23 protein-coding genes are annotated in these 23152 nt (G+C 66.7%); 13 read left to right on the forward strand and 10 right to left on the reverse strand.

The annotated features are described in order from the left end of the window. Positions 1-9 precede the first annotated feature (9 nt). Positions 10-1509 carry an MFS transporter gene (locus J5M67_RS14575; protein ID WP_207886045.1) on the forward strand — a complete coding sequence of 500 codons (1500 nt, stop codon included), beginning with the start codon at positions 10-12 and terminating at the stop codon, positions 1507-1509. Positions 1510-1780: 271 nt separating this feature from the next. Here J5M67_RS14575 and J5M67_RS14580 read toward each other — a convergent pair whose 3' ends face one another. The 5 genes from J5M67_RS14580 to J5M67_RS14600 form a co-directional block, all read right to left on the reverse strand. After that, complete coding sequence (locus J5M67_RS14580) at positions 1781-2380, reverse strand: YceI family protein (RefSeq protein WP_243434667.1); 600 nt, start codon at positions 2378-2380, stop codon at positions 1781-1783. A gap of 43 nt (positions 2381-2423) precedes the next feature. Next, positions 2424-2762, reverse strand: coding sequence for an amidase (locus tag J5M67_RS14585; protein WP_207886046.1), 339 nt, complete (start codon positions 2760-2762; stop codon positions 2424-2426). Next, entirely contained in the window at positions 2759-3889 is a 1131-nt protein-coding gene (locus J5M67_RS14590) for a serine hydrolase (RefSeq protein ID WP_207886047.1), read from the reverse strand. Before J5M67_RS14590 ends, J5M67_RS14585 begins: the two co-directional genes overlap by 4 nt. 111 nt (positions 3890-4000) lie before the next feature. Further along, positions 4001-4786, reverse strand: coding sequence for an MBL fold metallo-hydrolase (locus J5M67_RS14595; RefSeq protein ID WP_207886048.1), 786 nt, complete (start codon positions 4784-4786; stop codon positions 4001-4003). Between the two features lie 107 nt (positions 4787-4893). Beyond that, a complete protein-coding gene (locus J5M67_RS14600; RefSeq protein ID WP_207886049.1) occupies positions 4894-5790 on the reverse strand; it encodes an acyl-CoA dehydrogenase family protein in 897 nt (298 codons plus the stop codon). A gap of 146 nt (positions 5791-5936) precedes the next feature. Here J5M67_RS14600 and olsB point away from each other — a divergent pair, with 146 nt between their 5' ends. Further along, positions 5937-6692, forward strand: a complete 756-nt coding sequence (gene olsB, locus J5M67_RS14605) for an L-ornithine N(alpha)-acyltransferase (protein ID WP_207886050.1) — start codon at positions 5937-5939, stop codon at positions 6690-6692. After that, on the forward strand, positions 6692-7462 hold the full coding sequence (locus tag J5M67_RS14610; RefSeq protein ID WP_207886051.1) for a 1-acyl-sn-glycerol-3-phosphate acyltransferase: 771 nt from the start codon (positions 6692-6694) through the stop codon (positions 7460-7462). The genes olsB and J5M67_RS14610 overlap by 1 nt, the downstream gene beginning before the upstream one ends. A 137-nt stretch (positions 7463-7599) precedes the next feature. Here the strand turns inward: J5M67_RS14610 and J5M67_RS14615 are convergent, their stop codons facing one another. Together J5M67_RS14615 and J5M67_RS14620 are read right to left on the reverse strand one after the other, a co-directional pair. Further along, the gene (locus J5M67_RS14615; RefSeq protein WP_243434668.1) at positions 7600-8463 is read right to left on the reverse strand and encodes a universal stress protein; all 864 of its coding nucleotides are present in this window, start codon (positions 8461-8463) and stop codon (positions 7600-7602) included. 78 nt (positions 8464-8541) lie between these two features. Continuing rightward, entirely contained in the window at positions 8542-9135 is a 594-nt protein-coding gene (locus J5M67_RS14620; RefSeq protein WP_207886052.1) for an ACP phosphodiesterase, read from the reverse strand. 241 nt (positions 9136-9376) lie between these two features. Here J5M67_RS14620 and J5M67_RS14625 point away from each other — a divergent pair, with 241 nt between their 5' ends. From J5M67_RS14625 to J5M67_RS14635, 3 genes are read left to right on the forward strand one after another with little or no spacing between them, the layout of a single operon-like run. After that, positions 9377-9706 carry a helix-turn-helix transcriptional regulator gene (locus J5M67_RS14625; protein ID WP_207886053.1) on the forward strand — a complete coding sequence of 110 codons (330 nt, stop codon included), beginning with the start codon at positions 9377-9379 and terminating at the stop codon, positions 9704-9706. 46 nt (positions 9707-9752) lie between these two features. Then, complete coding sequence (locus tag J5M67_RS14630; RefSeq protein ID WP_207886054.1) at positions 9753-10916, forward strand: MFS transporter; 1164 nt, start codon at positions 9753-9755, stop codon at positions 10914-10916. A gap of 29 nt (positions 10917-10945) precedes the next feature. Next, entirely contained in the window at positions 10946-11995 is a 1050-nt protein-coding gene (locus J5M67_RS14635; protein WP_207886055.1) for an alkene reductase, read from the forward strand. 403 nt (positions 11996-12398) lie between these two features. Here the strand turns inward: J5M67_RS14635 and J5M67_RS14640 are convergent, their stop codons facing one another. Further along, entirely contained in the window at positions 12399-13235 is an 837-nt protein-coding gene (locus tag J5M67_RS14640) for an ATPase (protein WP_207886056.1), read from the reverse strand. A 252-nt stretch (positions 13236-13487) separates the two neighbouring features. Here J5M67_RS14640 and J5M67_RS14645 point away from each other — a divergent pair, with 252 nt between their 5' ends. Beyond that, on the forward strand, positions 13488-13778 hold the full coding sequence (locus tag J5M67_RS14645; RefSeq protein WP_368735933.1) for a hypothetical protein: 291 nt from the start codon (positions 13488-13490) through the stop codon (positions 13776-13778). Between the two features lie 150 nt (positions 13779-13928). On the opposite strand, the gene J5M67_RS14650 is transcribed toward J5M67_RS14645, so the two are convergent. Beyond that, the gene (locus tag J5M67_RS14650) at positions 13929-14918 is read right to left on the reverse strand and encodes an NAD(P)-dependent oxidoreductase (RefSeq protein ID WP_207886058.1); all 990 of its coding nucleotides are present in this window, start codon (positions 14916-14918) and stop codon (positions 13929-13931) included. Between the two features lie 190 nt (positions 14919-15108). Here J5M67_RS14650 and J5M67_RS14655 point away from each other — a divergent pair, with 190 nt between their 5' ends. After that, entirely contained in the window at positions 15109-16170 is a 1062-nt protein-coding gene (locus J5M67_RS14655; protein ID WP_207886059.1) for a trans-acting enoyl reductase family protein, read from the forward strand. On the opposite strand, the gene J5M67_RS14660 is transcribed toward J5M67_RS14655, so the two are convergent. Continuing rightward, positions 16157-17062 carry a LysR family transcriptional regulator ArgP gene (locus J5M67_RS14660; protein ID WP_207886096.1) on the reverse strand — a complete coding sequence of 302 codons (906 nt, stop codon included), beginning with the start codon at positions 17060-17062 and terminating at the stop codon, positions 16157-16159. The two genes, J5M67_RS14655 and J5M67_RS14660, sit on opposite strands and share 14 nt — an antisense overlap. Before the next feature lie 92 nt (positions 17063-17154). On the opposite strand from J5M67_RS14660, the gene J5M67_RS14665 reads away from it, so the two are divergent. From J5M67_RS14665 to J5M67_RS14685, 5 genes are all read left to right on the forward strand, one after another. Then, positions 17155-17562, forward strand: a complete 408-nt coding sequence (locus tag J5M67_RS14665) for an ACT domain-containing protein (RefSeq protein ID WP_207886060.1) — start codon at positions 17155-17157, stop codon at positions 17560-17562. A 3-nt stretch (positions 17563-17565) separates the two neighbouring features. Next, complete coding sequence (locus tag J5M67_RS14670) at positions 17566-18168, forward strand: LysE/ArgO family amino acid transporter (RefSeq protein ID WP_207886061.1); 603 nt, start codon at positions 17566-17568, stop codon at positions 18166-18168. Positions 18169-18477: 309 nt separating this feature from the next. Continuing rightward, complete coding sequence (sodB, locus tag J5M67_RS14675) at positions 18478-19059, forward strand: superoxide dismutase [Fe] (protein ID WP_152225940.1); 582 nt, start codon at positions 18478-18480, stop codon at positions 19057-19059. A gap of 192 nt (positions 19060-19251) precedes the next feature. Then, positions 19252-21330: a bifunctional diguanylate cyclase/phosphodiesterase gene (locus tag J5M67_RS14680; protein ID WP_207886062.1), complete on the forward strand. Its 2079-nt coding sequence runs from the start codon at positions 19252-19254 to the stop codon at positions 21328-21330. 288 nt (positions 21331-21618) lie between these two features. Further along, positions 21619-22962, forward strand: a complete 1344-nt coding sequence (locus J5M67_RS14685) for an imelysin family protein (RefSeq protein WP_207886063.1) — start codon at positions 21619-21621, stop codon at positions 22960-22962. Positions 22963-23152: the final 190 nt, after the last annotated feature.

Raw genomic sequence — 23152 nt, forward strand, 5'->3', positions numbered from 1 at the left:
GCCGCCCTCATGACAGCCATCCACAATCCCCGCAATCTCATCGCCCTGGCCGCGGTGTGCCTGTCCTCGATGATGTTCGGCCTGGAGATTTCCAGCGTACCGGCCAGCCTGCCAGCCCTGGAGCGCGTGCTGCACGGCGATTTCCAGGACCTGCAATGGGTGATGAATGCCTACACCATCGCCGTCACCAGCGTGCTGATGGCCGCCGGCACCCTGGCCGACCGCTTCGGCCGCAAGCGCCTGTTCGTCATCAGCCTGGCGCTGTTCGGCCTCACCTCGCTGCTCTGCGGGTTGGCGAGCAACATGCCGACCATGATCGCCGGGCGCTTCCTGCAGGGCGCGGCCGGCGGGGTCATGCTGATCTGCCAGGTGGCGGTGCTGACCAGCCAGTTCAGCGCCCCGGCCGAGCGCGTCCGCGCCTTCGCGGCATGGGGCGTGATCTTCGGCATCGGCCTGGGCTTCGGGCCGATCATCGGCAGCGCCATCGTCGCCCTGGCCAGTTGGCAATGGGTGTTCCTGGTGCACGGGCCGCTCGCCCTGCTCACCCTGGCCCTGGCGCAATACGGCGCAGTGGAATCCCGCGACCCGGACGCCGAAAGGCTCGACCTGGGCGGCATGTTCACCCTGTCGCTGGCCGTGCTCGGCACCGTCTTCTACATCACCCAGGGCGCCGACATGGGCTTCACCAGCCCGCGGGCGCTGGCGATCCTGCTGACCAGCCTTGCCTGCCTGGCGGCCTTCATCGTGATCGAACGTCGCGTCGCCCACCCGATGTTCGACTTCTCCGTGCTGCGCATCCGCACCTTCTCCGGTGCGATGTTCGGCTCGGCCGGGATGAATGTGAGCTTCTGGCCGCTGATGATCTACCTGCCGGTCTACTACCACGGGGTACTCGGCTATGACGACGTAAAGGCCGGCTGGTCGCTGCTCGCCTACACCCTGCCCACGCTGGTGGTGCCGCCCATCGCCGAACGCCTCGCGCATCGCTTCCAGCCGGGCTGGGTGATCCCCGGTGGGCTGTTCGTGATCGGCGCCGGCTTCTTCCTGATGCTCTGGGGCAGCACCGCCGAGGACGCCAGCTGGCTGACCCTGCTGCCCGGCTGCGTGCTGGCCGGCATCGGTCTGGGCCTGACCAACACCACGGTGACCAACACCTCCACCGCCGCCGTACCCGCGGCACGCGCCGGAATGGCCTCGGGCATCGACATGAGCGCGCGGATGATCTCCCTGGCGCTCAACATCGCGGTGATGGGGCTGCTCCTGCTCTGGGGCGTCGCCGCGGGACTGTCGGGCGTGGAAGGCGAAGCGCGTCTGCAACTGGCCGCGACCATCGCCAGCGGCCAGCTCGGTGCCGACGATCCGGAACGTGCGCGGGCCGCACTGGTGCAAGGCTTCGGCTGGGTGCTCGGGTATGGCGGTATCAGCGCCTGGCTGTTCGCCGCGGGCAGTTTCCTGGTCTTCGGCGCGCATCGGCGGTCGGGGCGTAGACTGGAAGTCGCCCGATCCTGAAACGCAGGAGAACCGCCATGAAGATCGCACTGCTGTTCGCGCTCATCCTCGCCACCTCTGCCAGTTGTGGTTTCGGCTTCCAGGTAGAGCACCAGGTGCCCACTGTCGCGGTTACCACGCCAGTCTGACCCGCGGCTAAAAGCTGCGCTTTTCCTTGGGTATCGGCCTGCAATGGTGAGGCAGCCTTTCGTAGGAGCGGACTCCGTCCGCGATCAGCCGGCAAGGCCGGCGTCAGGCGGGTTCGCGAGCAAGCTCGCTCCTACGGGAACCATCACGGCGCCTGCTTGATCACCTGGCGGAAGCCCAGCACCGCGAACACCGGCACCTCGGGGGTGATGGACGGGAGGTTGGCGACCTCCTTGAGCGGTTCCAGCTTCTCTTCCAGATCGAAGTCGATCAGCTTTAGCACCAGCGCCTCCAGGGTGGTCACCTCGATTCGCTCCTCGCTGGACCGAATGACCAGCACCTCGGCTTTCAACCGGCGCTGCTGGCCGTGCAGATCGAGATTGAATTCGAGGGTTTCCGGCCGCGACTGGCCCACTCGCAGGTCATCGTAGAGGCTCAGGTCCAACTGGCTGGTGATGATCGCCTCCGGGTAGCGCTCGACCTCGAAGAACGAGTTGCGCATGCGCTCATCGCGCAGCGCCAGGCCACTGTCGATAGAGGCCAGCGGCACCACCAGGCGCACCGCGCCCTTGTCGTCGATCTGCCCGGAGAGCTGGTCGAAGCGCTGCACTTCCACCATCTTGCCACGCTTGACCGAGACGAAGCTGATCCGCGAGGTGTCGCCGTCCAGTTGCCACTCGGCCAGCGCCAGCGGACTGGTGAGAATCAGCAACGCTCCCATCAGCGCGCACTTCAGAGAAGACATCATTCCTCCAGAGCGGGGCGCCCCGCTCCGTGGAACGTACCCGTCAGTGGTTGGGCAACGCGTCCGCCTGGGGCATCAGCCGGCATCCTTCGCGCGCGCCGAGCCAGGCGGCTGTCTGGGTACTGCCGAGACCGCGGGCGGTCACCCGCTTGTGCGCTTCGTCGTCGAGGAAGGCGCTGGTCGGCACGTACTGCTTCGTATAGGCCCGGCAATAGTCCGCCGAGTTCCCCATGACGTAGCGGCAGGAGCAGTACTCCTTGGCCGTGTAGGCGCCGATGATGCCGGGGAAGGCGGCCAGGTGGACGCGGTTCTGCCAGGCCGTGGCGACAAGCAGGAGCAGCAGCAGAAGCAGCGCGGTCAGGACCGGGTGACGGCGGATCATGGCTGCACCTCCGGCTGGGCGAAGGCCGCCTGGACGAGCTTGAGGAAGGCGTCGTGCTGGTAGCTGCCGTCGCGGTCGTCGGCATAGCGCACGATCACCAGTTTCTCTTCGGGGATCACGTAGAGCGCCTGGCCCCAGTGGCCGAGGGCGGCGAAGGTGTCCTCCGGGGCGTTCGGCCAGGGCGCCGGGGCGCCGGCTACCGCGCGGTTCAGCCACCACTGGCCGCCGGGTACCGCCTCGCCGGGCTTTTCCGCCTGCGGCTTGTAGTTGGGGAACGGCGCGAGGACGAACTGCAGCCACGCCTGCGGCAGCAGCTGGCGGTCCTTCCAGCGCCCGCCGCGCTGCATCAGCAGGCCGATACGGGCCATGTCGCGGGCGGTCATGTAGGCGTAGGAGGAACCGACGAAGGTACCGCTGGCATCGCGCTCCCACACCGCCGACTGGATGCCCAGTGGCTGGAACAGCGCGGTCCAGGGGTAATCCGCGTAGGCCTGCACCCCGACCATCTGCTTGAGGGTTGCCGAGAGCACGTTGCTGTCGCCGCTGGAATAGCGGAAGCGCTGCCCCGGAATCGCGTCGAGCGGGAAGTCGGCGGTAAATTTCGCCATGTCGTCGCGGCCTCGGGTGTAGAGCATCGCCACCACCGAGGAACGCACCGGCGCGTATTCGTAGTCTTCCTGCCAGGCCAGGCCCGAGGCCCAGTTGAGCAGGTGGCGCATCGTGATGTCGCGGTGCGCGGCGAACGGCGCGTAGTGGCTCGCCACCGGGTCGTCGAGCTGGAAGCGGCCCTCGCCGAAGGCCACGCCGAGCACGCTGGCCATCAGGCTCTTGCTCATCGACCAGGCCAGGTGCGGCGTCTCGGCGCGCGTCGGGCCAGCATAGCGTTCGTAGATCAGCTGGCCGTCGCGGATCACCACCACGGCGTCGGTGCGCACGCCCTTGCGGGTGGCGTCGTCGCGAATGGGGAAGGCGTAGTTCTCGAAGGCCTGGACGGCGGCGCCGCTGGGCGTGGCACCATGGGACCAGTCGGCCTCGGGCCAGATGTCGGTAGCCAAGGCATGGCCGCAAAGCAGGCAACTGGCGAGTGCCAGGGCGCGCAGCAGCGGGCTGCGCGGGAAGGTGGGCATCGGTGGGCCTCTTGTTATCGGGTCGGCCCGCACCCTAGCACGGCGACGATGACGGATTAAGCGCCGATCGTGCCTAGTTCAAGGACGATTGGCGCAATCAATCAGCCCCTCTCAGCGCGGCACCTGATAGTCCTCAGGTCCCAGCAGATCCATGCCGCACTGTAGGTTCTCGATCCAGTAGAGGAAGGCACTGATCATCGCCTTGCCGACGAAGGGCCGGCCGTGCTGCGGCACGATCATCTCGACGTCCATGCCGCGCACCATCGAGGCCCACAGGCGGGTGACCTTGTTGGAGGCCATGTAGCGGCGGTGGAAGCCTTCCATGTGCGGCAGGTGGGCGGCGAAGTCCTGCACGGGGTTGGCGTCGTCCACCAGGGAGGCGCCCATGTCGCCGGAGAAAAGGATCTTGCTCACCGGATCGAAGACCTGGAAGTTGCCCACCGAATGCAGGAAGTGCGCAGGGATCATTTTCAGCTGGCAGCGCCCCAGTTGCACGGACTCGCCACGGTCCGGCAGCGAGATGACCCGGTCATAGGTGGAGATGCCGTGGTTGACCGCCAGGTAGTTGGCCGTCAGGTGCGGCAGGAAGCGCGCCCAGAGCTTGGAGCAGATGACCTTGGCGCGGGTGTGCAGTAGCCACTTGTCGAGGGCGGCGATGATGTCCGGGTCCTGGTGCGAGGCGAAGATGTAGTCCAGGTCCTGCAGCGGGAACAGCTTGGACAGCTCCAGCGACAACGGTGTGTAGGTCAGGTCGCCACCCGGATCGAGGAGCAGGCGCTTCTCGTGGTCGACGATCAGGAACTGGTTGGACTGGACCCCGTCGCCACTCACCAGATCGTCGAAACACAGGCACTGGTGTTTGCCGTCGTCGAACAGCACGATGGGTTCGCGTCGCATGGGGGAGTTCCTGTCGAGAGAGTGGGAAAACAGTGGGTAGCCGTGCGGATATTTCTGAGTACGACTTCAGAAACGGCCGCAAAGGCTAACCAGCCCTTCCCTCGCGCTCACTGACCTGGATCAAGCCCCAATACCGCCCGCGCTTTCTCCAGGCGTTTGGCCCGTGCCGCGCCGGCAATCGCGAGGACACCACGGTCACGCCTCCACGCCGCCGCCAGCGCCGGATCGGCCGTGGCGAACGCGGCATCCAGCGCTGCCGACAGGTACTCGAACTGGCTGAACACCCCGGCCAGCAGCAGATGGGCTTCCGCCTGAGCGGCCGGTTGCCGGCTCACTTCCGCACAGCCGGCCAGCACGCCGACCAGGCGCAACGTCAGCGCCGCCGGCCAGTGCAGCTCGTTGGCCAGGCCGTAGAGCCAGGCGCAGAGGGCAGCCAGCACATGGGTGTCTTCCAGGGTGCGGAAGGGCTTGCTGTAGGCCTCCCAGCCGTCGCCGGGCAGGCGCTCGCAATGGGTGCCGTCGAGCAGCAGGCGGGCATGGGGAATATCCGGCAGCAGCGGCAGGGCCGGCAGCGGCTCCAGCGTCACGCCTGGTGCTCCGGCCAGCACTACTGCCATCGCCAGGCGCGGGGCTTCACCTTCGTCTTCATCGCGCGCCGCCACCAGCCACCAGGCCGCGCGGTCGGCCGCGGTGGCGAAGTCTTTCTGGCCCCGCAGTACCAGGCCATCCAGGCGAGTCTGCAAATCCGCCGGACGCACGCTCTTCTTCTCGGTCACGCACAGCGCGCCAAGGCTAAGCGGCGCCGCCGGCCAGAGCGCGCGCAGGGCGGCCTGGTAGCCGGCGAGGAAGGCCAGCCCCGGTGTAGCCGCCAGGCGTCCGCCAAGTACCGCCAGTTCGAAGCTGCCGACAGCGCCGGCGCGTTCGAGCAGCTCGGCGTACCAGTCGTCCAGGGGGACTCCGGCGGGCAGTCGATCCTGCGGGCCGAGCAGGCATTTCCAGGGCATCGCGGCGCTCCTTCTTCAAGCCATTCGTCGTTGTCATACAAGCATCACCGCGCCGTCATGGGGGTGACACCGCTCATTCCTAGCCTGAGCTTGCACAACAAAGCCGACCGGCCGCAACCCGCATGGCCGGCACACGGAGGCCTTGCATGAGTCAGATCGCCCTCTCCTGTGACATCCCGGCGCAGCGCCGTCTCAAGGCCGTACGTCTGCGCGGCGCCCGCGCCCTGCGCGAAGCCCAGGCCCTGCGTTACCGCGTGTTCAGCAGCGAATTCGACGCCCAGCTCAAGGGCGCGGACCAAGGCCTGGACATGGACGATTACGACCGCCACTGCGCCCACATCGGCGTGCGTGACCTGAACACCGGCGCGCTGGTGGCCACCACCCGCCTGCTCGACCATCGCGCCGCCCAGCGCCTGGGCCGCTTCTACAGCGAGGAAGAGTTCGCCCTCGACGGCCTGGACAACCTGCAGGGCCCGGTGCTGGAAATCGGCCGCACCTGCGTCGACCCGGATTACCGCAACGGCGGCACCATCGCCGTTCTCTGGAGCGAACTGGCCGAAGTGCTCAACGAAGGCGGCTACCGCTACCTGATGGGCTGCGCCAGCATCCCCATGCGCGACGGCGGCATCCAGGCCCGCGCGGTGATGCAGCGCCTGCGCGACCGTTACCTGTGCCACGAAAACCTGCGCGCCGAGCCGAAGACGCCGCTGCCGCCGATGGATGTGCCGGACAACCTCACCGCCGAACTGCCGCCGCTGCTCAAGGCCTACATGCGCCTGGGCGCGAAGATCTGCGGCGAGCCCTGCTGGGACCCGGACTTCGGCGTCGCCGACGTGTTCATCCTGCTCAAGCGCGACGAGCTCTGCCCGCGCTACGCCCGTCATTTCAAGGCGGCGGTGTGATGCGCAGCCTGCGCGCCTGGCTGCGCATCGCCCGCCTGTTGCTGGTGTTGACGCTGGGCCTGGCGCTGGCCGGTTTGGTCAGCCTGCTGGAACGCCTGCCCGGCCACGACTGGATGCTCCTGCGCCAGCGTCTGACCCGCTGGTTCCTGGCGCGCCTGAGCGCCGCCTTGCCCTTCGAGATCACGGTGCACGGCGAGCTGCCCAGCCAGCCGATGCTGTGGGTGTCCAACCATGTGTCCTGGGTCGATATTCCGCTGCTCGGCGCGCTGCTGCCGCTGACGTTCCTGTCCAAGGCGGAAGTGCGCCAGTGGCCGGTGGCCGGCTGGCTGGCGGAGAAGGCCGGCACCCTGTTCATTCGCCGTGGGTCGGGCGACTCGCGGATGATCAATGCGCAGCTGGCCACGCACCTGTCGCGCGGCCGCTCGCTGCTGGTCTTCCCCGAGGGCACCACCACCGATGGCCAGGGCCTGCGCACTTTCCATGGCCGCCTGATGGCCAGCGCCATCGAAGCCGGCGTACCGGTGCAGCCGGTGGCGCTGCGTTACCGCCGTGACGGCCAGGCGTGCGAACTGGCGCCCTTCATCGGCGACGACGAGCTGGTCAGCCACCTGAAGCGGTTGTTCGGCAATGATCGGGGCGTGGTGGAAATCCACTTGCTGCCGGCGCTGTCCAGCGCTCACCAGAATCGCAATCTGCTGGCGCAACAGGCACGCAACGCGATCCACGCAGTGGTTTGCGACGCGCAGGAAGAAACGGCCATCGCGGCCTGACTCAAGCGGATTGAAAGCAGGAAGGGATGTGGAGCCCGCCGTAACCTACGGCCGACGGGTTCCCACTCTGACGAAGCGGCTTTCGAACTGCGCCGGACGGCACCCTCGAGCCGCCCGGTGAAGCCCGAAAACAGTCTCTAGGCGCCGGTCTCCGGCGGCACGACCAGGATGTCACAATCCAGCTCGCGCAGAGCGTAGTCGGCAACACTGCCGATCAGGGCACGCTTGATCCCACCCATGCCCCGAGTGCCCATGACCAGCAGATCGGGCCGATGCTTGTCGACCATCCGCTGCAGCACGTTGCCCGGCAGCCCGACGGCCACCAGTTGTTCATCGATGCGATCGTCCAAGCGCTCATCGTGCAGGAAGGTTTTCAGTTCCTCCACGGCCTGGCGCGTCTCGGTGCCGACGAACTCGTCGACCCGCTCCTCGCTGACCCCGGAGTACTGCATCATGCCCTTGGCCAGCGGGCTGAAGGCGTAGACCCCACGGCGCACCGCACCATCGAGCAGGCCCAGCGTTCCCGCGACATTCACCGCGTTGGCCGAGGCGTGGGAAATGTCGAGCGCCAACAGCAGGTCACGGTACTCACCTCTCGCCGGCTGGTTGACCACCAGCACCGGCAGCTGGCCGGCGCGCAGTACACGCTCGACGGTGGTGCCGACGAAGATGTCGCGCAGCACGCTCTTGCGATGGGCGCCCATCACCAGCAGTTCGGCATTCTGGCTCTTGGCCGCGGAGAGAATCCGCTGATTCGGATCGCCGCGCTCGACCATCAGTTTCGGGCTGCTGCCGGCCCATTCGGTCAGCTCCACCAGACGCGCCTCCAGCATCATCCTGACCTGGGTGGCCTCCTGCTCGACCAGTGCGGCCGGCTGGTCCTCGTCGACCACGTAGAGCACGGTCCAGGGGCAGGCGAAGCGCTTGGCGAGCGCCGCCGCGCGGTGCAGAGCCTTTTCCGAACGGCCGGACAGATCCGTTGCGACCATTAACGACTTCATGATGCTGCTCCTCTCGTCGTCCTTCAGATGTGTCTATTGCACACGCGATGGGCGGCCGGGCGGTTGACGCATATCAAGTCAGGGCGGACCGTCCATCGAATTCGGCAGCTTTCTGACGAAAGCCTGCAGTTCGGGATAGAACTCACGAAAATCGCTGCTCAACGGCTCGTACAGGCGCTCCAGTTCATCCCAGGCGCCGTCCAGCAGGGACGGTCGCGACAGGCGTCGGGACATCCCGGCGACCACGTCCTGCAGCACTTCGAACTGCCGATAACTGCCGAGCCAGTCCTGCGCGGCCATGCGCGGTGCAATGCGCGCCAGACGCTCCGGCAGGCCGGGCGTGCGGCCCAGTACACCGTAGACGCGATGGGTGAACCGCTCCAGCGGCTCATCGGAGAAACGCCCCCAGTCGCGGGCCAGGCAATGGTCGAAGAATACGTCGAGAAGCACGCCCGCCATGCGTCGGCGCTCCTGCGGGAAGCGCGTCTTGGCAATGTGTATCAAAGGGTGACTGTCGGTGAAGGCGTCAATGCGCCGATGCACACGGATGGCCGCTTCGATGTCGGCAGGCCATTGGCCGGCGAGCGGCCCTTTGACGAAGTCGCCGTAGAGGCTGCCGAGCAGTTGGGCGGGCCGGTCGCCGCCCAGGTGGAGGTGCGCTAGATAATTCATACGACGAGCTTAGCGCGGAACCCTGGCCAACCCGAAACGCCGTGCCGTGATCTCGGCGTAGGGGCGGATTCATCCGCGATAGGTCCGCATCGCGCCGGATACCGATCGCGGACGGAGTCCGCTCCTACGACGGTGCCGAAGGCTAATATCACGGGTGTCGATCATTACTATCGCCCCAAACGAATTCATATCGCTTTTGACCGATATATAGTTCGTCTCAACGCGATATACCGATGTGCCCATGACTGAACAACCCAATCTCGATCCTGGTATCGACCTCGACGAAATCTTCAAGGCCCTGGCCCACCCGGTGCGGCGCGACATGCTGCGCTGGCTGAAGGACCCGGAGAAATTCTTCGTCGAGCAGGAGCACCAATCCTTCGAGATCGGCGTCTGCGCCGGCAAGTTCGACCAGCGCACCGGTCTGTCGCAATCCACCGTCTCCGCGCATCTGGCCACCCTCCAGCGCGCGGGCCTGGTGACCAGTCGAAAAGTCGGCCAGTGGAACTTCTTCAAACGCAATGAAGAGACCATCCAGGCCTTTGTTCGCCACCTGAGCGAAGCGCTGTAACCCCCGGCTACTGCCACGACAATTTCCACTTTCCAGGAGCAGGCGCATGCCCACTTCGCTTCTCGTCCTCGCTTTGTCCGCGTTTGCCATCGGCACCACGGAATTCGTGATCATGGGCCTGTTGCCCGAGGTCGCAGGCGACCTGTCCGTCAGCATTCCCGCCGCCGGCTGGCTGGTCAGCGGCTATGCCTTCAGCGTCGCCATCGGCGCGCCGATCATGGCCCTGCTCACCGCCCGCCTGCCGCGCAAGAGCGCGCTGCTGATGCTCATGGGCATCTTCATCCTCGGCAACCTGCTCTGCGCGGTGGCTGCCAACTACGGGCTGCTGATGCTGGCGCGAATCATCACCGCGCTGTGTCACGGTGCCTTCTTCGGCATCGGTTCAGTGGTCGCCGCCAGCCTGGTGCCGGCCAACCGAAAAGCGTCCGCCGTGGCTCTGATGTTCACCGGCCTGACCCTGGCCAATGTGCTCGGCGTGCCGGCCGGCACCGCGTTGGGCCAGATCGCCGGCTGGCGCTCGCCGTTCTGGGCGGTGACGCTGATCGGCGTGGCTTCGCTCATCGGCCTGTGGCGCGTGCTGCCGAAGAAACACGATGAAGAAGCGGTGGACATGCGCAAGGAATTCGCCGCGCTGCGCAACGGCCCGCTATGGCTGGCGCTGGGCACCACCGTACTGTTCTCGGCCGCCGTCTTTGCGCTGTTCACCTACGTCGCGCCGCTGCTGGGCGAAATCACCCAGGTTTCCCCGCGCGGCATCACCTGGACCCTGGTTCTGATCGGCCTCGGCCTGACCCTGGGCAACATCCTCGGCGGCCGCCTCGCCGACTGGCGCCTTGGCACCACCCTGGCCGGCGTCTTCGCCACCATGGCAGTGGTTTCCACCGCATTGAGCTGGACCAGCGCCGCGCTGATCCCGGCCGAGATCACCCTGTTCATCTGGGCCGCCGCCGCCTTCGCCGCGGTGCCCGCCCTGCAGGTCAACGTGGTGCGCGTCGGCGGTGCCGCACCGAACCTCGTCGCCACCCTGAACATCGGCGCCTTCAACGTCGGCAACGCCATCGGCGCCTGGGTCGGCGGCAGCGTCATCGACCACGGCCTGGGCCTGACCCGCGTGCCCCTGGCCGGCGCCGTGCTCTCCGTACTCGCGCTGATCGCGGTGATGATCGCCTTCAGCGGCAAGCCCAACCAGACCCAAACCGTCCTCGATTGATCCTCCCCCTCACGCCCCGGAGTAACGCAATGACTACGCTTTTCGATCCCATCGTCATCGGTGACCTGGAACTGCCCAACCGCATCGTCATGGCCCCGCTGACCCGCTGCCGCGCCGACGAAGGCCGCGTGCCCAACGCGCTGATGGCCGAGTACTACGCCCAGCGCGCCGACGCCGGCCTGATCCTCAGCGAGGCCACCTCGGTGAGCCCGATGGGCGTGGGCTACCCGGACACCCCCGGCATCTGGTCCGATGACCAGGTGCGCGGCTGGAGCAACATCACCAAGGCCGTGCACGCCAATGGCGGGCGCATCATGCTGCAGCTGTGGCACGTGGGCCGCATCTCCGACCCGCTGTACCTGAACGGCGAAACCCCGGTGGCGCCGAGTGCGATCAAGCCGGCCGGCCATGTCAGCCTGGTGCGCCCGATGAAGGAATTCGTCACCCCGCGCGCCCTGGAAACAGAAGAGATCGCCGACATCGTCGAGGCCTACCGCATCGGTGCCGAGAACGCCAAGGCCGCCGGTTTCGACGGCGTGGAAATCCACGGCGCCAACGGCTACCTGCTCGACCAGTTCCTGCAGAGCAGCACCAACCAGCGCACCGACCAGTACGGCGGCTCCGTCGAGAACCGCGCGCGCCTGCTGCTGGAAGTCACCGATGCCGCCATCGAGGTGTGGGGCGCCGGCCGCGTTGGCGTGCACCTGGCGCCGCGCATGGACTCCCACGACATGGGCGATGCCGACCCGCTGGCGACCTTCGGTTATGTAGCCCGCGAGCTGGGCAAGCGCGGCGTGGCCTTCATCTGCACCCGCGAGAAGGCCGGCGACGACAGCATCGGCCCGAAACTCAAGGAGATCTTCGGCGGCGTGTACATCGCCAACGAGCGCTTCACCAAGGGAACCGCCAGCGAGTGGCTGGAGAGCGGCAAGGCGGATGCAGTCGCCTTCGGCATCCCGTTCATCGCCAACCCGGACCTGGTGACCCGTCTGCAGAAAGACGCCGCCTGGAACGAACCGCACCCGGAAACCTTCTACGCCAAGGGCCCGGTCGGCTACCTGGACTACCCGCGCCTGTAAGGGCTGGCTCCAGCGTCAATGAAAAGGGCGCCTTCGATTGAAGGCGCCTTTTTCATTTCCGGGCCGGGCGCATCAGGAATCATCGTTTGCAGGAGCGGATCTTATTCGCGAAATCGGCGCAATCCTGCGGCCCTTCGCGGACAAGGTCCGCTTCTACATTGTTTTTGGATCCCCGCGTTCGCGGGGAAGACAATTGTGGAGCGCGGCGCACGACATCGTCACTCCCGCGAACGCGGGAGCCTAAAAGGCAGTTGCTCCTACAGCCCCGGACGCTCAGGGCGCGAACACCGCGGCTGCCTCCACACAGCCCTTGCAACTTCCGCAGGCCAAAGGGGGATCGCCCAAACGAAAAGCCCCCGCTCCGGAAGAGCGAGGGCCTTTGCGATTGCGCCTGCGCCGGAGGTCAGCGCGTGCTGAGCTGCTGCTGGAGGTTCTGCACCTGCTGCTGCAGGGTGTTGATGTTGCGCATCACCTGGATGCGGAAGACATCGAACTCCTTGGTGTCGTTGCTGGCCTGGCCCTGGCGGCCGTCGACCTCGGCACGCAGCAGCATCAGGTCGTCCTGCAGGCTCTTGATCGCCTGGCTCTGGTTACCCTGCTTCTTCAGGTTGGCGATCTCGGTGTTGAGCCCCTGGATCTGCTGGTTGGCGGCGGCAAGGTCGGCCTGCACGCTGCGGAGCTTGGCCTGCTCGTCGGTGATGGCCTGGAGCTTGCCCTCGAGCTGCGACATCAGCAGCGCAGCGCTGTCCTGCTGGGCCTTGAGTTCGGCGCTGACCTGCGCCAGGCGCTTGCCCTGGGCGCCGTCGAACTCTGACAGCGACGCCTGCTGTGCCTTGGCCTGCTCGGCCAGGCGGCCTTGCAGTTGCTTGACCTGCAGCTTCAGCGCTTCGCGGTCGCTGGTGCCGTTGGATTCGTTGGCGACGAACCTGCCGCGGATGTCGTCAAGACGGCCGGAGGCTTCCTCGCTGATCTTGGCGAAGCTCTCCTGGGTGGCGATCAGCTGTTGTTCCATCAGCATCAGCTGCTGGTGGCTCCACCAGGCCACGCCGCCCAGGGCGATGGCCATGGCGGCGACCAGCGCCCACAGCGCCCCGGTGCCGCCGCGCTTCACCGGCTGGGGCAGCGGGCGACCGCTGGGCTCGACCACACGGCGCGGGTGATGACCGAACTCGTCGCGGTCAGCGGAATCGGTGGAAAGGCTGGGCACATCATCGAATTCGTCGAACGTGTCGTTACGCATGGAGTGAACCTGTGGGGATAAAGCGGCGTGTTGCCTGCGCTGTGCGCAGTATATCCGTTCGGGCACAGGCGTGAGCAGGGTGCCATCACGGAGCGCGGCGCACCTGATCGGCGCACAGAAGACCCCATCGCCAGCCCGGCAGTTCCCCAACAACCCGCCACGGCCGGCCCGGCGGCAGCGTGGCATGGTGCTTGCTCGCGTCCCGGACAGGTGGCGCCGTCCGGGCGCCTTTGCGGGGGAGCACGTCGGGTGATCGAATTCAACAAGGCTATCCTGGACTGCATGCGCGAACTGCGCCGCCGACTGCGCGACGAACAGGCGCTGGAAATCCAGTACCAGCAGAGCGACGCCATCGAACAGATGTTGCGCGCCTGTGCCGACTCAGCGCGGGACGAGACCCGCCGGATGGGCCAACGCCTGAGCGAGCTGAGCGGCGTGAAGCTACCGCGTGTGGTGCAGGAACCGAGCTTCCTGCCGATGCAGGGCGGCGGCGACCAGCAGTATTCCGGCCCGCTGCGCGGCGGGGCCCGCTCCTCGCGCTGACGCCTTTATCTCTTGCAGGAGCGAGCTTTCTCGCGAACAACCCAAGCGCTGGTGCCATGCGGTTCGCGAGCAAGCTCGCTCCTACAGGCAAAGCCCGCCCTCGCAGCGGGCTGACAGTCCGCTCCTACAGTTCAATAGCCACGTAAGCCGTCAGCCCCCGCGCAATCTCCACCAGTCGCAGAACTCGTCCAGCGCATCCCACAGGCTCGCCTGCGGGTCGTAGTCGAGGTACTGGCGGGCGCGGGAGATATCCAGGGAGAAGTCCTTGCCCATCACCGCCATGCCGAGGCGATGCAGGGTCGGCTCGGGTCGCCCCGGCAGCACCTTGCACACCCCTTCGTTGAGCAGCGCCAGGGTGTAGGCCAGCGGATAAGGCATGTGCCGCGTCACCGGCGGCAGCTCCAGGCGGCGCATGACGTAGTTGACCACGTCCCACAACGGCAGCGGCTGGCCGTTGCTGATGTTGTAGGCCTGGCCGAGCGCCTCGTCGTCCGCCATCAGGCTGGCGAACAGGGCGTCGTTGAGATTCTGGATGCTGGTGAAATCGACCTTGTTCAGGCCCTGGCCGATGATCCGCAGGCGGCCCTTGCGGTGCGCGGCGATCAGGCGCGGGAAGATGCTGGTGTCGCCGGCGCCGGTGACGAAGCGCGGGCGCAGCGCCAGCACTTCGAGGCCGAACTCCTGGGCACCGAGGGCAACCAGCTCCGACTGGTACTTGGTCGAGCCGTAGTGGTTGGCGAAGCGCTTGGGCACCTGCTGTTCGGTGATACCGACATGGGAGCGGCCATCGAAATAGATCGACGGCGACGAAAGATGCACCAGCCGCCGCACCTTCTGCTTCAGGCACGCCTCGACCACCGACTCGGTCATCGCCACGTTGGCCTGGTGGAAGTACTCATGACTGCCCCACACGCCCACCGCGCCGGCGCAATGCACCACGGCGTCGACGTCGTGGCACAGCGTGCGCACCAGCGCGGGATCGGCGAGGTCGCCCGCCATGAACTCGGCGCCGCGTGCCACCAGCGGCTGCAGCGCCTCGGCGCGCCGTCCGTTCACCCGCACCGCCAGTCCCTGCTCAAGGGCGAAACGGGCAAAACGCCCGCCAATGAACCCGCTGGCTCCGGTGACCAGAATCTTCATGCACGCAACTCCCCTGCTTCCAATGCGGCGACTCTAGCAGCCGCCGCAACGTACTACCCTGGCCTTGTACGCCAGAAACGAATCCTTGCAGACCGCACCGGCGCTCCAGGGTTGCACGACTTGCGGTGGGTGACAGCCAGGGGGCGAATGGAACTACGCTTTAGGAATTGGTTTTCACCGAGAGCAGAGCATGAGCAAGCCCCACTGGATGATCTACGGCGCCAGCGGCTACACCGGCCGGCTGGTGGCCGAACAGGCGCAGCGCGAGGGCCTCGCGCCGATCCTCGGCGGCCGCAACCCGGCCAGCCTGCACGCACTCGGCAGCACGCTGGGCCTGGAGTGCCGGGTCTTCGACCTCAATGACAGCGCCGCCGCCCAGGCCGCGCTGGCGGATGTCGCGGTGCTCGCCAACTGTGCCGGCCCCTTCTCCGCCACCGCCGCGCCGCTGATCGAGGCGTGCATTGCCAGCACCACGCACTACGTGGACATCACCGGCGAGATTGCCGTCTTCGAACACGCCCACAGCCTCGACGATGTCGCCCAGGCCGCCGGCATCGTCCTCTGCCCCGGCGTGGGCTTCGACGTCATCCCAACCGACTGCATGGCGGCCTGCCTGAAGGAAGCCATGCCGGAGGCGACCCAACTGGCCCTGGGCTTCGACAGCGGCAGCGGACCGTCGCCGGGTACCGCCAAGACCATGCTGGAAGGGCTCAAGCTGGGCGGCAAGGTGCGCGAGGCCGGGCGCCTGCGCGACGTGCCGCTGGGCTACAAGCGCCGCGACATCGACTTCGGTCGGGGCCTCAAGCACGCCGTGACCATCCCCTGGGGCGACGTGGCGACGGCTTACTACTCCACCGGCATCGGCGACATCGAGGTCTATATGTCCATGCCACCCACCGCCGCCATCGGCATGCGGATGATGGACACGCTGCGCCCGCTGCTGGGCCGCGACCGCGTGCAGGACTGGCTCAAGGAACAGGTGGACAAGCGCGTCCACGGCCCCGACGAGCTGGCCCGCAGCAAGCTGCGCACCTGGGTCTGGGGCGAAGTGCGCAACGCCCGTGGCGAGCGCCGGACCGCGCGGCTGGAAACCGCCAACGGCTACGACCTGACCCTTAACGGCGTGCTCTTCGCGGTGCGCCACCTGCTGGCGAATCCGAACAGCGCCGGCTACTTCACCCCATCGAAACTGTTCGGCCCGCGCTGCATCGAGCAATTGCCCGGCAGCGGCAGGATCGTCATTCGCGGCTGATCGGCACCAGAACGCCCGGCGCCTTCGCCAGCAGGTGCCGGGTCAGCGCAGCGAGCAGCTCGCCGCCGTTGCGCCAGTGGTGCCAGTAGAGCGGCACGTCGATCACCCGCCCCGGCAGCATGTCCACCAGCTCGCCACGTTCCAGTTCACCCCGGACCTGCTGCTCGGGCACCAGCCCCCAACCGAGGCCGCCGCTGGTCATGCGCACGAACCCTTCGGACGATGGGCACAAGTGATAGCTGAAGTGACCGTCGACGCCCAGCGTCTGCAGATAACGATGCTGCAGTTGATCATCCGGGCCATAGACGATGGCCGGGGCGCGCACCAGGCCCTCGGGTGTCACGCCGCCGGGGAAGTGCCGGGAGACGAATTCCGGGCTGGCGAGACCGCGATAACGCATCGCCCCCAGCGGCTCGCAACGCCCACCGGCCACCGGACGCGGGCTGGCGCAGACGCAGCCGGCCACCTCCCCGGCGCGCATGCGCTTGAGGCCGACCTCCTGGTCCTCCACCACCAGGTCCAGCAGCACACGGCGCTCGCCACAGAAGTCGCCCACTGCCTGCGCCCACCAGGTCGCCAGGCTGTCGGCGTTCAACGCCAGGCGCAGGCGCTCGGGCGCCGCGCCGTCATCCAGCGCCGGCACCCATTGCTGCAGGTCGCCTTCCAGCAGGCGCACCTGCTGCACGTGGTTGAGCAAGCGCCGGCCCAGATCGGTCGGCTGCGGCCGTGCCGCCCGCACCAGCACCGGCTGGCCGACCCGCGCTTCGAGCAGCTTGATGCGCTGGGAGATCGCCGACTGCGACAGCCCCAGCACCTGGGCGCCGCGCTCGAAACCGCCCTGCTCCACCACGGCGGCCAGGGCAGCGAGCAGCTTGTAGTCGAACATGATCAGTTTCCCTAATGAGATATCAGCAACATTGGTTTTTCTTATACCGCCGAACGCCCGACAATCGCCAGCAATCCCCCTCTTCGACGGACTTCTCCATGGCTGGCGAAACCTCCCTGGCCGCGCTGCTGCGCGGCATGACCCCGGTACTCAACGACGGCGAGTACGTGTTCTGCACCCTGGCCGACGGCCGCATGCCCGCCGGGCTGCAACCGCTGGGCAGCTTCCGCGAGCGCGAAGGGCTGACGCTGATCCTGCCGCGCGTCGAAGCCGAGGAGGCCGGGCTGGCCTTCGACTACGTCGCCGCCTGGCTGACCCTGGACGTGCATTCGGCGCTCGAGGCGGTCGGCCTCACCGCCGCCGTGGCCACCGCCCTGGCGAAAGCCGGCATCAGCTGCAACGTGGTCGCCGCCTGGTACCACGACCATCTGTTCGTAGCCCACGCCGACGGCCCGCGCGCGCTGGACGTGCTGCGTGCCCTCGCCCTCTCCCCGGAAGGAATCTGAACCATGTGGCAGAGCTACCTGAACGGCATGCTGGTCGCCGCCGGCCTGATCATCGCCATCGGCGCGCAGAACGCCTTCGTCCTCGCCCAGAGCCTGCGCCGTGAACACCACCTGTCGGTGGCGGCGCTGTGCGTGCTGTGCGACGCCATCCTGGTCAGCGCCGGGGTCTTCGGCCTGGCCAAGGTCCTCGCCGAGAACCCCACGCTGCTGGCCATCGCCCGTTGGGGCGGCGTCACCTTCCTGTTGTGGTACGGCCTGAAGGCACTGCGTCGTGCAGTCGCACCCGAAGCCATGGCCGACGCTAAAGAAACCGGCCCACGCTCACGCCGCACCGTACTGATGGCGGCGCTGGCGGTGACCCTGCTCAACCCGCATGTCTACCTCGACACCGTGCTGCTGATCGGCTCCCTCGGCGCCCAGCAGGCAGCGCCCGGCGCCTACGCCATGGGCGCGGCCAGCGCTTCGCTGCTGTGGTTCTTCACCCTCGCCCTGGGCGCCGCCTGGCTCGCGCCCTGGCTGGCGCGGCCGGCCACCTGGCGGCTGATGGACCTGATGGTGGCGGTGATGATGCTGGGCATGGCGGCGCAGCTGGTATTTGCCGCCTGATGCGGAAAAAGTCCGAACGACGATTCGTCATCCCGGTCGGAGCATAGTGAGGACACGCTCCGGCGTGGCCCTGCCGCACGGCCTTTGACCCTACAGATGCTGCGTGGATATGCCCAGGGTCGGGTGCTATGATCCGACCTTCGCGGCGCCGGAAGCCACGGCTTCCGGACGCAACTGGCGCGCTGCCCTGGTCCCGTGGGGACGCATTGCAGCTACGCCCGGATGCCGCGACAAATACTTCAACCGGCCCCGTGTACCGGTCGCGCGTTCGCCGCGCTAGCCCAGACTGAGTGAGATAGGAGAGAGAACATGGCTTTCGAATTGCCGCCGCTGCCTTACGCGAAGAATGCCCTTGAGCCGCACATTTCCGCGGAAACCCTGGAATACCACCACGACAAGCACCACAACACCTACGTCGTGAACCTGAACAACCTGGTTCCGGGCACCGAGTTCGAAGGCAAGAGCCTGGAAGACATCGTCAAGACCTCTTCGGGCGGCATCTTCAACAACGCAGCCCAAGTGTGGAACCACACCTTCTACTGGAACTGCCTGAGCCCCAACGGCGGTGGCCAGCCCACCGGCGCCCTGGCTGACGCCATCAACGCTGCCTTCGGTTCCTTCGACAAGTTCAAGGAAGAGTTCAGCAAGACCTCCATCGGCACCTTCGGCTCCGGCTGGGGCTGGCTGGTGAAGAAGGCCGACGGCTCCCTGGCCCTGGCCAGCACCATCGGCGCCGGCTGCCCGCTGACCAGCGGCGACACCCCGCTGCTGACCTGCGACGTCTGGGAACACGCCTACTACATCGACTACCGCAACCTGCGTCCGAAGTACGTGGAAGCGTTCTGGAACCTGGTGAACTGGGACTTCGTGGCGAAGAACTTCGCTGCCTGATTCCCCCCAGCGTGACCCTGGAAACCCGGCCTTGTGCCGGGTTTCTTCGTTCTGTACGCGCAAGAGGCCCGGGTCGGCTAACCTGAAAGGCCTAAACCGTCAAAAATGCAACGATGGCCCTTTGACGCCATAGCGCCAATTGCCAATACTCAGACCAGTCTTTCGCCCCCGGCGATGAACAAGGAAAAACCCTTGAAACTGGACCCCCGGCACAGCCTCTCCCTCAAGCTGCTGCGAATGGTACTGCTCGCGGCCCTCGTGGTCGGGGTTGTGCTCAGCTGTGCCCAGATCATTTTCGATGCACACAAGGCCCGCCAGGCCGTCCACAACGACGCCCAGCGCATCCTGGCGATGGTCCGCGACCCCTCCACCCAGGCCGTCTACAGCCTGGACCGGGACATGGCGATGCAGGTCCTCGAAGGGCTGTTCCAGCACGAGGCCGTGCGCTATGCCGCCATCGGCCATCCCGACGAACCCATGCTGGCGGAAAAGTCCCGCCCGCTGCTGGAGTCCCCCACCCGCTGGCTGACCGACCCGATCCTCGGCGCCGAACAGAACTACGCCATCCGCCTGGCCGGTCGCGGCGGTTCCAACGAATACTACGGCGACCTGAAGATCACCCTGGACACCGCGCCCTACGGCGAGGACTTCGTCACCACCTCGGGGATCATCTTCCTCTCCGGCCTGCTCCGCGCCCTGGCCATGGGTCTGGTGCTGTTCATGGTCTACCACTGGCTGCTGACCAAGCCGCTGTCGAAGATCATCGAGCACCTCGCCTCGATCAACCCGGACCGCCCCAGCCAGCACAAGCTGCCGATGCTCCACGGTCACGAGAAAGACGAGCTGGGCCTTTGGGTCACCACCGCCAACCAGTTGCTCGCCTCCATCGAGCGCAACGGCCACTTGCGCCGCGAGGCCGAAGACAGCCTGCTGCGCATTTCCCAGTACGACTTCCTCACCGGCCTGCCCAACCGCAAGCTGCTGCAGCAGCGCCTGGACCAGATCCTCGAAGGCGCCTCCCGCCTGCAGCGGCGCGTTGCCGTGCTGTGCCTGGGGCTGGATGACTTCAAGGGCATCAACGAGCAGTACAGCTACCAGTTCGGCGACCAGTTGCTAATCGCCCTCTCCGACCGCCTGCGCACCCGCAGCGCGCACCTGGGCGCCCTGGCGCGACTGGGCGGCGACCAGTTCGCCCTGGTCCAGGCCGACATCGAGCAGCCCTACGAGGCCGCCGAGCTGGCCCAGCAGATCCTCGACGACCTGGAAGCGCCCTTCGAGCTGGACCAGCACCTGGTACACCTGCGCGCCACCATCGGCATCACCCTGTTCCCCGAGGACGGCGAGACCACCGAAAAGCTGCTGCAGAAAGCCGAGCAGACCATGACCCTGGCCAAAAGCCGCTCGCGCAACCGCTACCAGTTCTACATCGCCAGCGTCGACAGCGAGATGCGCCGCCGCCGCGAACTGGAGAAGGACCTGCGCGAAGCCCTGGCGCGCAGCGAACTGCACCTGGTCTACCAGCCGCAGGTGGACTACCGCGATCACCGCGTGGTCGGCGTCGAAGCGCTGCTGCGCTGGCAGCACCCGACCCAGGGCTGGGTCGCGCCGGACCTGTTCATCCCGCTGGCGGAACAGAACGGCTGCATCTTCAGCATCGGCGAGTGGGTCCTCGACCAGGCCTGCCGGCAACTGCGCGAATGGCACGACCAGGGCTTCGACGACCTGCGCCTGGCGGTCAACCTGTCCACCGTACAACTGCGCCACAACGCCCTGCCGCGTGTGGTCAGCAACCTGCTGCAGATGCATCGCTTGCCGCCGCGCTCGCTGGAACTGGAGGTCACCGAAACCGGCCTGATGGAAGACATCTCCACCGCCGCCCAGCACCTGCTCAGCCTGCGCCGCGCCGGCGCGCTGATCGCCATCGATGATTTCGGCACCGGCTACTCCTCGCTGAGCTACCTGAAGAGCCTGCCGCTGGACAAGATCAAGATCGACAAGAGCTTCGTCCAGGACCTGTTGCTGGACGACGACGACGCCACCATCGTTCGCGCCATCATCCAACTGGGCAAGAGCCTGGGCATGCAGGTGATCGCAGAGGGCGTGGAGACGGTCGAGCAAGAGGCCTACATCATCGCCCAGGGCTGCCACGAGGGGCAGGGCTACCTGTACAGCAAGCCGCTGCCGGCGCGCGAGCTGACCCTCTACCTCAAGCAGGCCCGGCGCCTGGCCGAAGTGGCCGGCGGCGGCTCCGGCGGAGTGGAGCGTCACTGACACCTCCCCGACCTGATCGGCGGAATACCCACCCCATCACCAGCACCATGCCCCTGTAGGAGCGAGCTTGCTCGCGAACCGCTTGGCACCGGCGCTCGGGCTGTTCGCGAGCAAGCTCGCTCCTGCATGAACAGCATCATTCACTCCTCCCAGTGGCGACCTGCTGGCCACCCGACGCGAAAGCCCCCTCGAATACCCTTTTCAAAAATGCAAATCTTTCGCATTATGTTGCCGTTTTTCGTACGCAGTTCGATCTCGTGCGCCTCCTACACCTCAAAGGAACCCGTCATGACACGTATGCCCTGGGCCACTGCCAGCCTGCTCGCCATCGCCATTTCCCTCGCCGGCTGCGGCGATGACAAGAAAGCCGAAGCCCCTGCGAACCAGGCCGCCACCCCGGCAGCCAGCGCCCAGAGCAACGCCCCGGCCGCCGCCAAGGTCGACGAGGCCGCGGTCAAGGCCGTGGTGAAGAACTACGCCGACATCGCCGAAGCCACCTTCGGCGATGCCCTGACCACCGCCAAGGCCCTGCAGGCCGCCGTCGACGCGCTGCTGGCCAAGCCCAGCGAAGAAACCCTGAAAGCCGCTCGCGAAGCCTGGCTGGCCGCGCGCAAGCCCTACTCGCAGAGCGAAGGCTTCCGCTTCGGCAACGCCGTGGTTGACGACTGGGAAGGCGCGGTCAACGCCTGGCCGCTGGACGAAGGCCTGATCGACTACGTCGCCAAGGACTACCAGCACGCCGAAGGCAATGCCGGCGCCACCGCCAACATCGTCGCCAACACCGAGATCCAGGTTGGCGAAGACAAGATCGACGTGAAGGAAATCACCGGCGAGAAGCTGCTGAGCCTGAACGAACTGGGCGGCTCCGAAGCCAACGTCGCCACCGGCTACCACGCCATCGAGTTCCTGCTCTGGGGCCAGGACCTGAACGGCACCAAGCCGGGCGCGGGCGACCGCAAGTACACTGACTACGTCCAGGGCAAGGACTGCAGCAACGGCCACTGCGACCGTCGCGCCGCCTACCTGAAGGCCGTCACCGACCTGCTGGTCGCCCAGATGGAAGAGATGGCCGGTAACTGGAAAGCCGGCGTGACCGACAACTACCGCGCCAAGCTGGAAGCCGACAGCGCCGACAACAACCTGCGCAAGATGTTCTTCGGCCTGGGCAGCCTGTCCCTGGGCGAGCTGGCCGGCGAGCGCATGAAGGTCGCCCTGGAAGCCAACTCCACCGAAGACGAGCACGACTGCTTCAGCGACGACACCCACCACACCCTGTTCTTCGATGCCAAGGGCATCCGCAACATCTACACCGGCGAGTACAAGCGCGTGGATGGCAGCGTGGTGAAAGGCCCGAGCCTGTCCGACCTGGTGGCCAAGGCCAACGCCCAGGCCGACAGCGACCTGAAGGCCGACCTAGAGGCCACCGAGGCCAAGATGCAGGCCATCGTCGACCGTGCCGAGAAGGACGGTGTGCACTTCGACCAGATGATCGCCCCGGACGCCAAGGACGATCAGCAGAAGATCCGCGACGCCATCGCCTCGCTGGTCAAGCAGACCGGCGCCATCGAGAAAGCTGCCGCCGCGGTTGGCGTGCAGGACCTGAAGCCGGACACCGCCGATCACCAGTTCTGATCGCCGGCCGGCGCTGCGGCTCCGCGTCGCAGCGCCGGCATGAACCGGATAATGTCCAGCGAAGCCCCGCCGCGCGGGGCTTCGTCATTTTCGCGGGCAGGCATGGCTGAACCTCGAATACAAATTTTTCAGATTTGCATTTGGTGCGCGCCTGATAAGATGACCTGCTGCAATTTCACGCTCTGGAACT

Origin of the sequence: Pseudomonas sp. 30_B (genome assembly GCF_017491605.1) — a bacterium.
Lineage (GTDB): Bacteria > Pseudomonadota > Gammaproteobacteria > Pseudomonadales > Pseudomonadaceae > Pseudomonas.

Coding starts and splice junctions, on each gene's coding strand:
- J5M67_RS14655 (WP_207886059.1), top strand. CDS start 15,109: ATGAGCAAGCCCCACTGGATGATCTACGGCGCCAGCGGCTACACCGGC.
- J5M67_RS14600 (WP_207886049.1), bottom strand. CDS start 5,790: ATGCCCTGGAAATGCCTGCTCGGCCCGCAGGATCGACTGCCCGCCGGA.
- J5M67_RS14625 (WP_207886053.1), top strand. CDS start 9,377: ATGACTGAACAACCCAATCTCGATCCTGGTATCGACCTCGACGAAATC.
- J5M67_RS14670 (WP_207886061.1), top strand. CDS start 17,566: ATGTGGCAGAGCTACCTGAACGGCATGCTGGTCGCCGCCGGCCTGATC.
- J5M67_RS14650 (WP_207886058.1), bottom strand. CDS start 14,918: ATGAAGATTCTGGTCACCGGAGCCAGCGGGTTCATTGGCGGGCGTTTT.
- J5M67_RS14620 (WP_207886052.1), bottom strand. CDS start 9,135: ATGAATTATCTAGCGCACCTCCACCTGGGCGGCGACCGGCCCGCCCAA.
- J5M67_RS14685 (WP_207886063.1), top strand. CDS start 21,619: ATGACACGTATGCCCTGGGCCACTGCCAGCCTGCTCGCCATCGCCATT.
- J5M67_RS14585 (WP_207886046.1), bottom strand. CDS start 2,762: ATGATCCGCCGTCACCCGGTCCTGACCGCGCTGCTTCTGCTGCTGCTC.
- J5M67_RS14640 (WP_207886056.1), bottom strand. CDS start 13,235: ATGCGTAACGACACGTTCGACGAATTCGATGATGTGCCCAGCCTTTCC.
- J5M67_RS14610 (WP_207886051.1), top strand. CDS start 6,692: ATGCGCAGCCTGCGCGCCTGGCTGCGCATCGCCCGCCTGTTGCTGGTG.
- J5M67_RS14575 (WP_207886045.1), top strand. CDS start 10: ATGACAGCCATCCACAATCCCCGCAATCTCATCGCCCTGGCCGCGGTG.
- J5M67_RS14635 (WP_207886055.1), top strand. CDS start 10,946: ATGACTACGCTTTTCGATCCCATCGTCATCGGTGACCTGGAACTGCCC.
- J5M67_RS14615 (WP_243434668.1), bottom strand. CDS start 8,463: ATGAAGTCGTTAATGGTCGCAACGGATCTGTCCGGCCGTTCGGAAAAG.
- olsB (WP_207886050.1), top strand. CDS start 5,937: ATGAGTCAGATCGCCCTCTCCTGTGACATCCCGGCGCAGCGCCGTCTC.
- J5M67_RS14630 (WP_207886054.1), top strand. CDS start 9,753: ATGCCCACTTCGCTTCTCGTCCTCGCTTTGTCCGCGTTTGCCATCGGC.
- sodB (WP_152225940.1), top strand. CDS start 18,478: ATGGCTTTCGAATTGCCGCCGCTGCCTTACGCGAAGAATGCCCTTGAG.
- J5M67_RS14580 (WP_243434667.1), bottom strand. CDS start 2,380: ATGTCTTCTCTGAAGTGCGCGCTGATGGGAGCGTTGCTGATTCTCACC.
- J5M67_RS14590 (WP_207886047.1), bottom strand. CDS start 3,889: ATGCCCACCTTCCCGCGCAGCCCGCTGCTGCGCGCCCTGGCACTCGCC.
- J5M67_RS14595 (WP_207886048.1), bottom strand. CDS start 4,786: ATGCGACGCGAACCCATCGTGCTGTTCGACGACGGCAAACACCAGTGC.
- J5M67_RS14665 (WP_207886060.1), top strand. CDS start 17,155: ATGGCTGGCGAAACCTCCCTGGCCGCGCTGCTGCGCGGCATGACCCCG.